The sequence below is a fragment of the Aerococcus sp. HMSC062A02 genome, from assembly GCF_001809535.1.
Classification (GTDB): domain Bacteria; phylum Bacillota; class Bacilli; order Lactobacillales; family Aerococcaceae; genus Aerococcus.
Genome location: NZ_KV797939.1, coordinates 92124 through 106891, shown reverse-complemented (window position 1 = coordinate 106891; position 14768 = coordinate 92124). Strand labels below are relative to the sequence as shown.

Annotated in this window: 13 protein-coding genes; all 13 read left to right on the top strand. The window is 47.7% G+C overall.

From position 1 onward, the window contains the following. Nucleotides 1–5 precede the first annotated feature (5 nt). Nucleotides 6–1007, top strand: a complete 1002-nt coding sequence (locus tag HMPREF2626_RS07785) for a Gfo/Idh/MocA family protein (RefSeq protein ID WP_070619731.1) — start codon at nucleotides 6–8, stop codon at nucleotides 1005–1007. After that, nucleotides 1008–1871, top strand: a complete 864-nt coding sequence (locus HMPREF2626_RS07780) for a sugar phosphate isomerase/epimerase family protein (RefSeq protein WP_070619728.1) — start codon at nucleotides 1008–1010, stop codon at nucleotides 1869–1871. 43 nt (nucleotides 1872–1914) lie between these two features. Beyond that, nucleotides 1915–2997, top strand: coding sequence for a Gfo/Idh/MocA family protein (locus tag HMPREF2626_RS07775; protein WP_210382810.1), 1083 nt, complete (start codon nucleotides 1915–1917; stop codon nucleotides 2995–2997). Nucleotides 2998–3232: 235 nt separating this feature from the next. After that, entirely contained in the window at nucleotides 3233–4276 is a 1044-nt protein-coding gene (locus HMPREF2626_RS07770) for a sugar-binding transcriptional regulator (protein ID WP_070619725.1), read from the top strand. A gap of 51 nt (nucleotides 4277–4327) precedes the next feature. Continuing rightward, nucleotides 4328–5320 carry a type I glyceraldehyde-3-phosphate dehydrogenase gene (gene gap / locus HMPREF2626_RS07765; protein WP_067976407.1) on the top strand — a complete coding sequence of 331 codons (993 nt, stop codon included), beginning with the start codon at nucleotides 4328–4330 and terminating at the stop codon, nucleotides 5318–5320. Nucleotides 5321–5402: 82 nt separating this feature from the next. Beyond that, complete coding sequence (pgk, locus tag HMPREF2626_RS07760) at nucleotides 5403–6596, top strand: phosphoglycerate kinase (protein WP_070619722.1); 1194 nt, start codon at nucleotides 5403–5405, stop codon at nucleotides 6594–6596. Nucleotides 6597–6599: 3 nt separating this feature from the next. Beyond that, complete coding sequence (locus HMPREF2626_RS07755) at nucleotides 6600–7361, top strand: triose-phosphate isomerase (RefSeq protein ID WP_070619719.1); 762 nt, start codon at nucleotides 6600–6602, stop codon at nucleotides 7359–7361. Between the two features lie 29 nt (nucleotides 7362–7390). Beyond that, entirely contained in the window at nucleotides 7391–8689 is a 1299-nt protein-coding gene (eno, locus tag HMPREF2626_RS07750; protein ID WP_070619716.1) for a phosphopyruvate hydratase, read from the top strand. 698 nt (nucleotides 8690–9387) lie between these two features. After that, on the top strand, nucleotides 9388–10401 hold the full coding sequence (gene argF / locus HMPREF2626_RS07745; RefSeq protein ID WP_070619713.1) for an ornithine carbamoyltransferase: 1014 nt from the start codon (nucleotides 9388–9390) through the stop codon (nucleotides 10399–10401). Continuing rightward, nucleotides 10394–11431: an N-acetyl-gamma-glutamyl-phosphate reductase gene (gene argC, locus HMPREF2626_RS07740; protein WP_070619710.1), complete on the top strand. Its 1038-nt coding sequence runs from the start codon at nucleotides 10394–10396 to the stop codon at nucleotides 11429–11431. Before argF ends, argC begins: the two co-directional genes overlap by 8 nt. A gap of 12 nt (nucleotides 11432–11443) precedes the next feature. Continuing rightward, on the top strand, nucleotides 11444–12319 hold the full coding sequence (gene argB / locus HMPREF2626_RS07735) for an acetylglutamate kinase (protein ID WP_070619707.1): 876 nt from the start codon (nucleotides 11444–11446) through the stop codon (nucleotides 12317–12319). 10 nt (nucleotides 12320–12329) lie between these two features. Next, nucleotides 12330–13517: a bifunctional glutamate N-acetyltransferase/amino-acid acetyltransferase ArgJ gene (argJ, locus tag HMPREF2626_RS07730; RefSeq protein WP_070619703.1), complete on the top strand. Its 1188-nt coding sequence runs from the start codon at nucleotides 12330–12332 to the stop codon at nucleotides 13515–13517. 13 nt (nucleotides 13518–13530) lie between these two features. After that, on the top strand, nucleotides 13531–14733 hold the full coding sequence (locus tag HMPREF2626_RS07725) for an aspartate aminotransferase family protein (RefSeq protein WP_070619700.1): 1203 nt from the start codon (nucleotides 13531–13533) through the stop codon (nucleotides 14731–14733). Nucleotides 14734–14768: the final 35 nt, after the last annotated feature.

Genomic DNA, 14768 nt, shown 5'->3' with positions numbered 1-14768 from the left:
TAGACATGCTTAAGGTTGGAGTTGTCGGATTAGGAACGGTGTCCGTGGTCCACTTGAGAGCGATCGAGAATGCCCAGGCAGCTGAGTTAACAGCTGTCTGTGACCTCGACGAAAGCCTAAAAACTCAAGCGGAAGGGGCTCGTTTCTATACCGACCTAGATAAGATGCTTGACCAGGAAGATTTGGATGTGGTCCACATCTGCTTGCCCCACTACCTCCACGATGAGGCAGCGCTCAAATGTTTAAAGGCAGGGGTTCATGTCTTCCTTGAGAAACCGGTAACAATTGACGCCGAGCGGACACGCGAACTACTGGCAGCCCAGGAGAGCTTAGACAATAATGCGAAGTTAGCTATCTGCTTTCAAAATCGCTTAAATGCGACAGTTCAAGAACTCAAGCGTATTCTAACAGAAGATGATACCTCGCCAGTGATTGCGGTTAAAGGGATTGTCGCCTGGTACCGGCCAGAAGACTATTACATCATGAAGCCTTGGCGGGGACGGGAAGCTGAAGCAGGGGCTGGGACCATTATCAACCAGTCCATCCATACCCTGGACCTCATGCATTATGTGACCGATACGGACTGGCTAGCTTGTCGAGGCATGCTGGGTAATCTAATGGAATATGATATCGAAGTGGAAGATTCAGCAATGGCTAATTACAAACTAAGCGATGGTAGCCACGGCTTCTTTGCGGCGACCAATGCCTATTACGGCAACGATTCGATTGAATTACAAGTTGTGACCCAAAAGACCCGCTATACCATTAAAGACGACAAGCTCTTCGATGACCAAATGAATTGCCTGGCTGAAAACGAAAGCTTGCCAGGGACTAAGATCTACTACGGACCTAGCCACCAGCGCTGCATCGAAAACTTCTACCAGGCCATTATTGACGGCACAGACAACTATTGCCAACTGTCCGATGCCTTAACCACTATGGAAATGATCGATGCTATGAAAGCATCATCGAAGACCAAGCAAACCATCTATAAGGGGGATATTTAAATGAGTAAAATTGGCGTTCAAGCAATGATGTTAAAGGACAAGTTTGAGGAATTAGGAGCCTATGAAACCCTGAAAAAAGTTTCAGAACTCGGCTATTCAGCGGTTGAAATTTCTCAAATTCCGATGACAGAAGAGAATGTCCAAGAAATCAAACGAGCTAAGGAAGATTTCGGGATGGAAATTGCTTCCTTATCTTGTAACGTGATCGATGAAGGGGTACCAGGCGGGAACGATGCCTTGGATACTAAATTCGATAAGATTGTTAAGGACTGCAAGACCTTAGATGTGGACTTGCTCCGGATAGGCATGCTGCCCTTTAAGAATATGAAGAATAAGGAAACTGCCTTGGAATTCTGCCGGGAAGCGAATAAGTATGCTAAGCAGTTAAAAGAAGAAGGCATCCGTCTTTTCTACCACAACCACCATGTGGAATTCCGCCGCTATGAAGGCAAGTTCCTCTTGGATATCATTGCCGAAGAGTGTCCAGACCTCGACTTCGAATTCGACTTGCACTGGGTCCAACGGGGTGGGGCTAGTCCGATTTCAATCTTAGAACAATACGCGGACCGGACCGACCTTGTCCATATTAAAGACTACCGAATCGGTGAGATTCCGGACGAAGCTTTTGAAGCTCTCGAAGCTGAAGATGTAGAAACCTTCTATAACTACTTCACCAATATTGTCGAATTTGCGGAAATTGGCCAAGGCTCTATGGACTACAAGGCGATTATCGACAAGGCGGTAGAATTAAATATTTCTTACCTCTTAGTTGAACAAGACATGCTTTACGGTCGCGATCCTTTCGACTGCTTGGCCGATTCACGGGATGCTCTTTATGAGTTAGGCTTCAAAGACTTGTTCTAAGATCTAACAGACGCAATGAAAGAATGATGAAGGAGGAATAACTTTGGGCGCAAATGATGGGATGAATTATGCACCAAAAGGAAAGGTTAATCATGTGGTTGAAGCTGGCGAATTCCAGGTTGGAGTGACGGCTCTTGACCACGGCCATATCAATGGGATGACCAATGGCTTAATCGAAGCAGGGGCCACGATTAAATACGTTTACGATCCGGACCCTGAGAAGGTCGCTGAATATCGGGAGACCTTCCCGGATGTGGAAGTGGCTGATTCCTTAGAACAAATTCTAGAGGATCCAGAGATCAAGATGGTAGCTGCAGCAGCTGTGCCTAATCTGAGAAGTGCCTTGGGTAACCGTGTCATGAAGGCTGGTAAGGATTACTTCACTGATAAGACTGGTTTTACGAGCCTAGACCAATTGGCAGAAACTCGCCGCGTACAGAAGGAAACAGGGCGTCGCTACTTTGTTTACTTCTCTGAACGTTTGCACGTCGAAGCCGCTGTCCTAGCGGGCCAACTGATTGAAGAAGGACGGATCGGCAAGGTCATCCAAGTAACGGGCTTTGGCCCTCATCGTTTGGACAAGGAAAAACGTCCGGACTGGTTCTTCAATAAAGAAGAATACGGCGGTATCTTAGCCGATATCGGCTCCCACCAAATTGAGCAATTCCTCTATTATACCGGTAATGAGGATGCGGAAGTGATCGCTTCTAAAGTGGCTAACTACGACAATCCAGATGTGCCTGAATTAGAAGACTATGGCGACGCGACCCTAGTCGGGGATAACGGCGCGACCTTCTTCTTCAAGGTGGACTGGTTCACACCAGATGGCTTGCCGACTTGGGGCGACGGCCGGACCTTTATCACCGGGACCAAGGGCACCATTGAATTGCGCAAGTACTTAGATGTAGGGCGCGAAGACAGCCTGGACCATGTTTACCTGGTGACAGAAGAGGGTGTTGAACACCGCCAAGTGACCGGCGAGATTGGTTTCCCTTTCTTTGGCCAAATGATTCTAGACTGCCTAAACGGGACTGAAGAAGCCATGACTCAAGAACATATCTTCAAGGCTCAAGAGCTCTGCTTACTTGCCCAGGAAAAGGCCCAAGTCATCCAAAGCAAAATATAAATTTGATAGCTTGGACTAATTATGTCCAAGCTATTTTATTTTTTTGCCCCATATTTAGCGTGGATTTACATACTTTTTACAAATTTTTGCCAAAGTTTTTAAGCTGATAACTTGCACTTTGGACGGAAGCTTGCTATACTAACGGTGTAAAGAAATTGATCGCAAATTTTTTTACAGACACTTGGTCAGAAATTGTCTACCTGGACGATATCTGTCCAAAGAAATGAGGGAGCTTATGGATCTATCTTTAAGTTTAATTGAAGATGTGGTTCCAGAGCTACACACAACTTACCGCTTGCGGATTCGGATGCTGAGTTTGCTCTTAGCTGAGGGGCCCATGGGTCGTAAGACCATGGCCTTGCGCTTGGATCTCACGGAGAGACGGGTGCGAGCTGAGACGGATGTCTTGGACAGGCAGGGGCTTTTAGAGAAATCGGCCTCGGGCATGGTCCTGACAGATAAAGGGGAGGAAGCGATTACGCTTGCCCACCGTTTATTTAGACTCGAAACCGATATCCAAGTCCTTGAAAGAGAATTAGCTGACCTTCTAGGTATCCAGTCGGCCCTGATTGTTAATGGGGTTCTAGGCTTGGATGATGGGACGGAAGCTAAGATGGCCCAAGCCTTGTCAACTTACTTGGCTGACCATCTGGACAAGGGCCAGCAAGTGATTGCTGTGACAGGTGGATCGACCGTCCAAGCTGTGGTGCCTCATCTCTCCAACCGTCTCTTAACAGATGGCCGGGCCTTTACCGTCGTTTCGGCGCGTGGAGGTATGGGAGATGAAGCGGCTAACCAGCCCAACACCATCAGCGAAAGACTGGCTCAACTCTTGGGTGGCCAGAGTATTTCACTCTACGCTCCTGAAAGTTTGAACACAGCAACTTATCAAATGTTGCTCAAAGAGCCACAGATTAACAAAACCCTGCAACGCTTAAAGGAAGCTAATGTCTTAATCTTTAGTGTAGGGAATGCGGATATCATGGCTAAGCGACGCGACTTGGATGCCAAGGCTTGTGACTTTATTAAGTCCAAGGCAGCCATCGGTGAAGCTTTTGGTTGCTTCTTTGATAAAGAAGGTAAGATTGTTTACCGGGTACCACGGATCGGGATTCAAATTGAAGATATCCACCAAATTAAGTGGCCCATTCTCGTGGCCGGTGGCGAAGTCAAAGCAGATGTGATTACTGCCTTCGCCAAAATCGCCCCCCAACAATTAGTTTTAATTACGGATGAAGGGGCAAGTCATATGGTATTAAATGGAGCCAAGCTCTATTGATATAAAATTGTTGTATAACTGTTGTAGTTCTTACAAGGAGGAATTTACATTATGGCAAAGAAATTAGCAATTAACGGTTTTGGCCGTATTGGTCGTTTAGCTTTACGTCGTATTTTAGAAAAAGGTTCAGATTTAGAAGTAGTTGCAATCAACGACTTAACTGACAACGAAGACTTAGCTTATCTTCTAAAATATGATACTGCTCAAGGACGTTTCCCTTACAGTGTTGAAGCTAAAGAAGATGCCTTAATTGTTGATGGTAAAGAAATCAAATCCTATGAAGAAGCAGATGCTTCTAAATTACCTTGGGGTGACTTAGGAATTGACTTCGTACTTGAATGTACTGGTTTCTACACATCAGTTGATAAAGCACAAGCTCACATCGATGCTGGTGCTAAGAAAGTTTTAATTTCAGCTCCTGCTAAAGGCGACCTTAAGACTATCGTTTATGGTGTTAACCACGATATCTTAACTGCAGACGACAACATTGTATCAGCAGCTTCATGTACAACTAACTGCTTAGCTCCAATGGTTAATGTATTAAACAAAGAATTCGGTGTGAAACGTGCATTAATGTCAACAATCCACGCTTACACTGCAACTCAAAAAACTCAAGATGCTCCAGGTGGCCGTAAGAACCGTGCTGGCGCTGACAACATCATCCCAGCTTCAACTGGTGCAGCTAAAGCTGTTGGTAAAGTAATCCCTGAATTAGATGGTAAGATCGACGGGACTGCTCAACGTGTTCCTGTAATCACTGGTTCAGAAGTTGAACTTTACTCAGTTCTTGAAAAAGAAGTTACTGCTGAAGAAGTCAACGCTGCAATGAAAGCTGCTTCAAGCACTGCCTTCGACTACACTGAAGATGAAATTGTTTCATCAGACATCATTGGTTACCCATACGGTTCTGTATTCGATGCAACCCAAACTAAGATCATGGATGCAGATGGTGGCCAATTAGTGAAGACTGTTGCTTGGTATGATAACGAATATGGTTTCACCAGCAACATGATCTCTACTTTAGAACACTTTGCTAACCTATAAGAGAAATCTTTAAACTAGCGGGGAGCTTCGCGCTTCCCGTTTTTTTAAAAGTAAGTAGACAAGGATAGAAAAGGGGTTTAGCATGGCTAAAAAAACAATTGAAGATATCGATGTAAAAGGGAAAAAAGTATTAATGCGCGTGGACTTCAACGTGCCAATGGATGGATCAACCATTACCGATGATAACCGGATGGTCCAAGCTCTTCCTACAATTAAATATGTCTTAGACCACCAAGGGAAATTAATCCTCTTCTCTCACTTAGGCAAGGTTAAGACCGAAGAAGACAAGGCTTCTAAGACCCTACGTCCAGTAGCTGAACACTTGGAAGAATTACTCGGTCAAAAAGTGACTTTTGTTCCTGAAACGCGTGGTAAAGACTTAGAAGACGCCATCAATAACTTAGGAGAAGGCGAAGTTCTTCTCTTTGAAAACACCCGTTTCGAAGACATTGATGGTAAGAAGGAAAGCGGAAATGATCCTGAATTAGGCAAGTACTGGGCTTCCTTAGGCGATGTTTTCGTCAATGACGCTTTCGGTACTGCTCACCGGGCTCACGCATCTAATGTTGGGATTTCTTCTAACATTGATACCGCTGTTGCCGGCTTCTTAATGGAAAAAGAATTAAAATTCTTAGGCGACGCTGTTGAAAATCCTAAACGCCCATTCGTAGCTATCCTCGGTGGGGCTAAGGTTTCTGATAAGATCCAAGTCATCGAAACCTTACTTGACAAAGCTGATAAGGTATTGATCGGTGGCGGTATGGCCTACACCTTCCTCAAGGCAAAAGGCTATGAAGTTGGGAATTCCCTCTTAGAAGAAGATAAGGTTGACCTAGCTAAAGACTTAATGGAACGCGCTGGCGACCGTTTGGTATTACCAGTTGACGTAACCATTGCAGATGACTTCTCTAATGATGCCAATACTAAGGAAGTTGCTGCGGATGAAATTCCTGCAGGCTGGGAAGGCTTAGACTGTGGACCTAAGACCATTGAAGCCTTCAAAGAAGTGCTTAAAGATGCGAAAACAGTGGTATGGAATGGACCAATGGGCGTATTTGAAATGCCTGCCTTCGCTAAAGGGACAAACGCTGTCTGCGAAGCCATTGCCCATCTTGACGGCGCAACAACTATCGTAGGTGGTGGGGACTCTGCTTCAGCAGCCCAAAAATCTGGCTTCGGCGATAAATTCTCACACATCTCAACTGGTGGGGGCGCATCCATGAAATTCTTGGAAGGCGCTGAACTTCCAGCTGTTGCCGCTTTAGACGACAAGTAAACCTTGCCTGAGCTTATATTAGGAAGGATTTGCCAAGCCGCAACTTCCGCCCGCCAGCTTGACCAAGCTATCGCTGGAGTCGACCGGGTCCTTGGCCAGTCGGAAAGCGTCCAGCATATCCACTTCCTTCCTGCTATAGTTATCAGCCAATTTTGCCCCAGCGCGTTTCAGGCATGCGCGCTTGGTAGCCAAAACTGCTCGGTTCAAAGTGACTATGCCGAATTAGGCGAAACTACAGCCTACCAGCTTCACCAAGCAGGCGTTACGCATTGCTTAATTGGTAGCGCTAGTCGCCGCCAAGCCTTCATGGAGGATGATTCCGACTTGTCTAGGAAGATTAAGAATTGCCTAGACGTCGGTATTCGTCCCGTGCTCTGCCTAAGCCTTCCCCAGATTAGTCGGGAATGGAACATGCAGAGCGTCTGGTTGGCCCAGCAGATTTGGCAGATTTATTCAAATTTGACGGCTGAAGAACAAGGTCAAGTCTTAATTCTCTTCGAAGGGGCAGAAGGGGACGAGCTCTCGGCTCAAGCCCTGGAAAGGGTGGCCCAATTAATCCGTGATACGATCTTTGAGATTGCGGGTGAGGCCATTGCCCAGTCCCTTGAGCTTATCTACAGCATTAAGGCTTTAGAGGGGCTGAACTTGGACCTTTTAGCTCAAGGCGTCTTTGATGGAGTGTGTTCCAATGACCGGACCCTATCAGATGACGATTGGCTAGCTGTCATTAAAAATTTGCAAGCCCATTATCTTATGGTAAAATGAATTTAATTTAAAAAAGGAGCAATTAAAGCATGTCATTAATTACTGATGTTTACGCACGCGAAATCTTAGATTCACGTGGTAACCCAACCATCGAAGTTGAACTTTACACTGAATTAGGTGGCTTTGGCCGCGGTATGGTACCATCTGGTGCTTCAACTGGGGAATACGAAGCTGTTGAACTTCGCGATGGTGACAAAGACCGTTACCTCGGTAAAGGCGTTACCAAAGCTGTTGAAAATGTAAACACTACAATTGCGGAAGCCATCCTTGGTTTAGATGTACAAGACCAAATTGGGATTGACAACACTATGATCCAATTAGACGGTACACCAAACAAAGCTAAATTAGGTGCTAACGCTATCTTAGCTGTTTCTTTAGCTGCTGCACGTGCGGCTGCTGATGAATTAGGTGTTCCTCTTTACAACTACTTAGGTGGATTCAACGCTAAAGTTCTGCCAACCCCAATGATGAACATCGTTAACGGTGGTTCTCACTCTGACGCTCCAATCGCTTTCCAAGAATTCATGATCATCCCTGCTGGGGCTCCTACATTCAAGGAAGCTTTACGTTGGGGGACTGAAGTTTTCCACGCTCTTAAAGATATTCTTAAAGGCCGTGGCTTAGAAACTTCTGTTGGTGACGAAGGTGGTTTCGCGCCTCACTTCAAGGGTACTGAAGACGCTGTAGAAACAATCATCGAAGCCATCAAATCTGTTCACTTAGAACCAGGCAAAGATGTCTTCATCGGTTTTGACTGTGCATCTTCTGAATTCTACCAAGATGGCAAGTATGACTATACAACCTTCGAAGGTGAAGGTGCGGCTGTTCGTAGCGCTGCTGAACAAGTCGAATACTTAGAAGAATTAGTTAACAAATACCCAATCATTACCATCGAAGACGGGATGGATGAAGATGACTGGGAAGGTTGGAAACTCTTAACTGAACGTTTAGGTGACAAGGTTCAATTAGTAGGGGATGACCTCTTCGTAACCAATACTGAACGCTTAAGCCGTGGGATTGAAGAAGAAATCTCTAACTCTATCTTGATTAAGGTTAACCAAATCGGTACCTTAACCGAAACCTTCAACGCTATGGAAATGGCTAAACGTGCAGGCTACACTAACGTAGTTTCCCACCGTTCAGGCGAAACTGAAGATGCTTCAATCGCTGACATCGCAGTTGCCTTCAACGCTGGCCAAATTAAGACCGGTTCATTATCACGTACTGACCGTATTGCTAAATACAACCAATTACTCCGTATCGAAGATGAATTGGGCGAATTAGCTGAATACCAAGGGCTTAAAGCCTTCTACAACCTTAAAAAATAAGGTCTGAAATGCCCGTCACTTAATTAATAATTGTTCATCCACTATCCTTGTTGGCCTTTTGGCTAGCGGGATAGCGCCAGGCTCATTGGGGCCTGGCTTTTTGTTTTTTTAAATACATTATGCTGTTGAGCATCCCTTGCGCTATTGAATTTGATCGTTAAATGATAAAAGATAAAGGGCTGGGCTTCTTTTGTGAGCTTAGTCTCTAAAGGATAAGGACTTAAATATTCGCATTCTGACATAGCTCTTTTTGAAAAAAATATAAAAAAGCCCTTGACTATAAAATGAAAAGATGATTAAATAATACTAATCAAAATCTTAGAAACAAAAAGTAACAGATAGGATTCTCTTAAGCGAGCGGCTGGTGGTGGAAGGGTTGCGAGAAGCTAACTGTGAAACGTCTTGTTGAGATGGCCGGTGAAGCGAGTAATCGGACCCGCAGAAATTGCGTTAACATTAACTAAGTGAAGCTGACAAGCTAAGAATTAGAGTGGTACCGTGAAATTTTTCTGCCTCTTATCGTCTGGGACGATAGGGGGCTTTTTTCATAAGGAGCGACTGGCTTGGCTGGGCTTCTGGGTAGTTTTACTTAAAGCTACCAGTAGAGTGGTACCGTGGTCACACCGCCTCTACTGTCCTAGGACAGGGGTGGTGTTTTTTTATTTGAAAGCAAGCGTGAAGCTTAAGGAGGACACAAGATGTTACAAGGAAAAGATTTTTTAAAGATTAAAGATTTTACAAAAGAAGAGTTAAACTATTTAATTGATTTTGCAATTCACTTGAAGGGGCTGAAGCAAGCAGGTATTCCCCATAAGTACATGGAGGGGCAGAATATTTGTCTCTTGTTTGAGAAAAGCTCAACGCGGACCCGGGCTGCTTTTACGGTAGCAGGGGCTGATTTGGGAGCGACGGTTGAATTCTTGGGAGCTAAGGATATCCAGCTCGGCAAGAAAGAATCGGTTGCTGATACGGGACAAGTTCTCGGGCGGATTTTTGATGGGATTGAGTACCGGGGCTTTAGCCAGGAAATTGTGGAAGCTTTGGCTGAGGCGTCACCGGCACCGGTTTGGAATGGTTTGAGCGATGTCTCCCATCCTACCCAGATGATCGCCGATTATATGACCATCAAGGAAGTCTTTGGCACGCTCCAAGGGATTAAGTTAGTTTACTGTGGTGATGGGGCCAATAATATGGCCAATAGTCTCTTGATGGCTGGCGCTATTCTTGGGGTGGATGTAACCGTGGCTGCGCCAGAAGGGTACCAGCCGGAGCCTGCCATCTTAGCTGAAGTCCAAGACCGGGCCAAAGTATCAGGGGCTAAGATTGACGTGACGGCTGATATCAAGCAAGCTGTCCAAGGGGCCCATGTTATCTATACTGATGTTTGGATCTCAATGGGGGATGAAGCGGAGGCTGACCAACGCTTGGCTGACCTTCAAGCCTACCAGGTCAACCAAGACTTGATGGACCTGACAGAGCCCACCTGCATCTTCCTCCACTGCTTACCTGCCTTCCACGATGATCAGACCGATTTCGCTAAGGACAAGGGTGTATCCGAATTAGAGGTTACGGATGAGGTCTTCAAGAGTCCAGCCGCCTACCAGTTCCAACAGGCTGAGAACCGGATGCATTCGATTAAATCCATCATGGCGGCTACCAACGGCCACCTCTTTGTGCCTAACTTAGAGAAGGGAGGGGGTTACCATGATTAAGGTTGCGGTAATCGGAGGCAATGGTTATACGGGTCTTGAGCTCTTACGCCTCTTAGCCAAGCACCCCCAAGTTGACCTCTTCCATGTGACGTCTAGAAGCTATGCTGGGCAGGTCATCGGCCAGGCCTTTCCCCAATTAGTGGAGCTGGGGGGCTTAGCCTTTGAAAACTTAGATCTGGCCAAGCTCCAAGCTTCTGACCTCGCCTTTATCTGCCTGCCTCATGGTCATGCCAAGGCTATTGTGGGAGAAGTTGACCTTGAAAAGACCCGGATTATCGACCTGGGCGCTGACTTTCGTTTGAAAGACCCGGCGACTTATGAAGCCTACTATGGGCAAACAGCACCAGGAGGCAACTTCTTAGACCAGGCTGTTTATGGCTTAGCAGATATTTATCCTGAGGCGATTCAAAAAGCCCAACTCGTTGCTAATCCAGGCTGCTTTGTGACTTCTGTCTTGCTGGGGCTCTATCCCGCACTAAAAGCCGGCTTGGTTGACTCTCAAGAAATTATGATCTCTTCCGCCTCGGGCATTTCTGGGGCGGGACGGAATGAATCCCTAGATAATCTCTACGCGGAAATGACGGAAAACTTTAAGGCTTATAAGCCCTTGACCCACCGCCATGTTCCGGAAATGGAAGCCGAACTGGGTCGTTTCGCTAAAGAAGCAGTCAAAGTTCAATTTGTGCCCCACTTGCTCCCCATTGCCCGGGGCATCCAATCCACTATTTATACTAAATTGACAGGTACTGAGGATTTGACAGCCATCCACCAGCACTACCAAGCCGCCTACCAGGGCTCAGATTATGTCCAAGTCTTGCCTTTAGGGAGCTTGCCTCAAGTCAAGCAAGTGCGGGGGACCAACCGCTGTCAGATTGGTCTGGCGGCTGATGCGGACACGGGTCACTTAATTATTTTCTCAGTGATCGATAATTTGATGAAGGGCGCCAGTGGCCAGGCGGTTCAGAATATGAACCTACTATTCAATTGGCCTGCCAACTTGGGCTTGGACCAGCTGACGGTTTGGCCCTAAAGGAGGAGAGTTATGACAAAAGAATGTGATGCAAGAGTGCTGGTCTTACTTGAGGCCCTGCCTTATGTTCACCAATTCCACCAAAAAATTGTTCTCATTAAATTTGGTGGCCATGCCATGGTCGATGAAGAGGCCAAGCTAGCCTTTGCCCAGGATATCGTCCTCATGCAGGCGGTGGGGATCCTGCCGGTAGTGGTCCACGGGGGTGGGCCTTTCATTGGCAAGATTCTGGAGCGAATGGGGATCCAGTCACGTTTTGAACAGGGGATCCGGATAACGGACAAGGAGACTTTGGAAGTGGTGGAAATGGTCCTCGATGGCCAAGTGAATGGCGACGTGGTCAAACGGATTAACCAGATGGGCGGGCGTGCTCTCGGTTTATCGGGCAAGGATGCCAAGCTGATTCAAGCCGGTCCCCTTGCCCTAACTAATGATGAGGGGGAAGCTCTTGACCTGGGCTATGTCGGCCAGGTGCAAGGGATTAATGCCGACCTGGTCTCAGAAGTTATCCAAGCAGACTATGTGCCGGTCATTTCCTCTGTTGGGGTGGGCAAGGACGGCCAGGTCTACAACATCAATGCAGACACAGTGGCCAGCCAGCTAGCCCAAGCCCTAGGAGCTGTTAAGCTGGTGCTCTTAACGGATGTCAAGGGCGTTTACCGCGACCCCGAAGATCCCGAGAGCTTAATTTCGACTCTGAGCGTTGACGAGTTCCTTCAGCTTAAGGAGGAAGGCATTCTCACTGGAGGTATGTTGCCTAAGATTGAGGCTGCCCTTGCAGCTATCCATGCTGGGGTCGACCGAGTCCACCTGATCTCTGGGAGAGAACCCCATGCCTTATTAGAAGAATTGTTTTTTGATGCTGGTATTGGCACCATGATTGAATAGGAGGAGCGCTATGAGAGATGTATTAGACCAGGGACTCGCCAGTATTCCCGGCTTGGAAACTTGTGGGGCCCATCTCGGTTTTAAATATAAGAAGAAAGATATGGGGCTGATTTACTTCCCTGATGGGGCGGAAGTAGCGGGCGTCTTCACTCAAAATCCTGTCCAAGCCCATCCGGTTCATTTTTGCCAGGACCAATTGGAAGGATCGAATCGCTTCAAGCTAATCGCGGTCAATAGCGGCAATGCCAATGCCTGCAATGGTTCGGCTGGCTGGGAAGCCTTAAAAGCTTGCCAGACCTGCTTGTGTGAGAGCTTAAAGATTGGAGAAGATGAGTTTCTGATGGCTTCAACAGGGGTAATTGGGGAAGCCTTTGATGTGAGTCCCTTGGTCTCTGCTTGCGACAGTCTATGTGGTCAACTCGGGGCGGCTTCTTCCGATGATTTTGCCCAGGCTATTCTAACGACGGATACCTGTACCAAGCAAGTGGCCTACCAGTTCGATCATTATCGGATTGCAGGGGTGGCTAAGGGCTCGGGGATGATCCACCCCAATATGGGAACCATGCTGGCCTTTATCGCAACGGATGCTGATCTTAGCCAGGCCCAGCTCGGCAAGGTCCTCCACCAGGTGACCCAGACGACTTTCAACCGGATTACGGTGGACGGGGACACATCGACCAATGATTCGGCTTTCTTAGCCGCTACTGGTCAGGCAGGTCCGACTGACGTCGACCAATTCGCCCAAGACTTAGAAGTGGTTATGCGCGACTTGGCCCAGATGATTGTACGCGATGGGGAAGGGGCGACCAAGTTTGTCACGGTAGCCGTTGAAGGTGCCCAAGCCGAGGACCAAGCCGTGTCTGTAGCCAAATCGGTAGCCACGTCCAACTTGGTTAAGACAGCCATCTACGGCGAGGATGCTAATTGGGGCCGGGTCTTAGCCGCAGCTGGCTATGCAGAAGGCCTGCCCATTGATCCGGACCGCCTGACTATTTCCTTTGAATCAGCAGGGGGCACGATCACTCCCTACCAAGCTGGCCAGGCGCAAGGTATGGATGAAGACCTAGCTGGGCAGATCCTCCATGAAGAAGAGATCCAGATTCACTTAAGTCTTGGTTTAGGCCAGGCTCAGGCCAGGGTTTGGACCTGTGATTTCTCTCATGATTACATTAAGATTAATGCGGAATACCGCAGCTAGAAAGGATGGTTGGATGACGAGTCAAGCCGAATGGAGCCAACGCGGTCAAGATATCTTATTGAATTTATTTAACCGGGGGGACCGGGTTATGGTGAAAGGGGAAGGGTCCTATCTCTTTGATGCGGACGGTAAGGCCTATCTAGACTTTATGTCCGGCATTGCGGTTAACGCCCTAGGTCACGGCCATCCCGCTCTCGTTCAGACCATGGCTGACCAAGGTCAACTCGGCATGCACTTCTCGAATTATTACTGGAACACGCCCGCCATCGAACTTGCAGAAAAGCTCGCGGAAAAGACGGGCTTGGGCCAGGCCTTCTTCTGTAATTCGGGGACCGAAGCTAATGAAGCGGCGATCAAGTTAGCTCGCAAGTGGGGCCGTCAGCATAAGGGCGAAGCTGCTATCCAGATCATTAGCTGCCAGCAATCCTTCCACGGCCGGACCATGGGCTCGCTTGCAGCAACCGGTCAGGCGAGCTTGCAGGCGCCTTTTGCACCCATGCTCGAAGGTTTCTCCTATGTTCCCTATAATGATTGCCAGGCCCTCAAGCAAGCGGTGACCAAGGAGACCTGTGCCATCATTGTAGAAGTGATCCAAGGGGAGGGTGGGGTCCATCCGATGACTCAAGCTTATGCCCAGACCCTAAAGGACCTCCAAGCGGAAGCTGACCTTCTGCTCATTATTGATGAAGTACAGACAGGGGTCGGACGGACCGGTCATTTCTTAGCCAGTCAAGGCTATGGCTTGCAGGCGGATATGCTGACCTTGGCCAAGGGACTAGCGGGCGGTTTTCCGATTGGCGCCTTGCTGGCGGGAGAAAAGATCCAAGCCAGTGTCCAACCAGGCGACCATGGGAGCACCTTTGGGGGGAATCCTTTAGCCTGCGCCTTAGCCAACACCGTCCTCGATGTTTTGGACCAGGACCAACTTTTGGCTAATGTCCAGGAACGGTCTAAGCAATTACAGGAAGGCCTAAATAGTATTCGTCAAGAAGTCGGTGGGATTGTTGATGTCCGGGGCCAGGGACTCCTGCTAGGCGTTGAGCTCGGCTTGCCAGTCACAGATCTTTGCCAGGCCTGCTATGGAGCGGGACTCCTCTTAGTGAGTGCTAAAGGCAATGTGGTCCGCTTCCTGCCCTCCTTGAATGTTTCTCAGGTAGACTGCGACCGGGCTTTGGCCATTTTTGCTCAAGTCTTAGGGGAGCTCCAGCCTGCTTAATTTTTTTGTCTGACTAGGCCGCTAGATCTGACTAG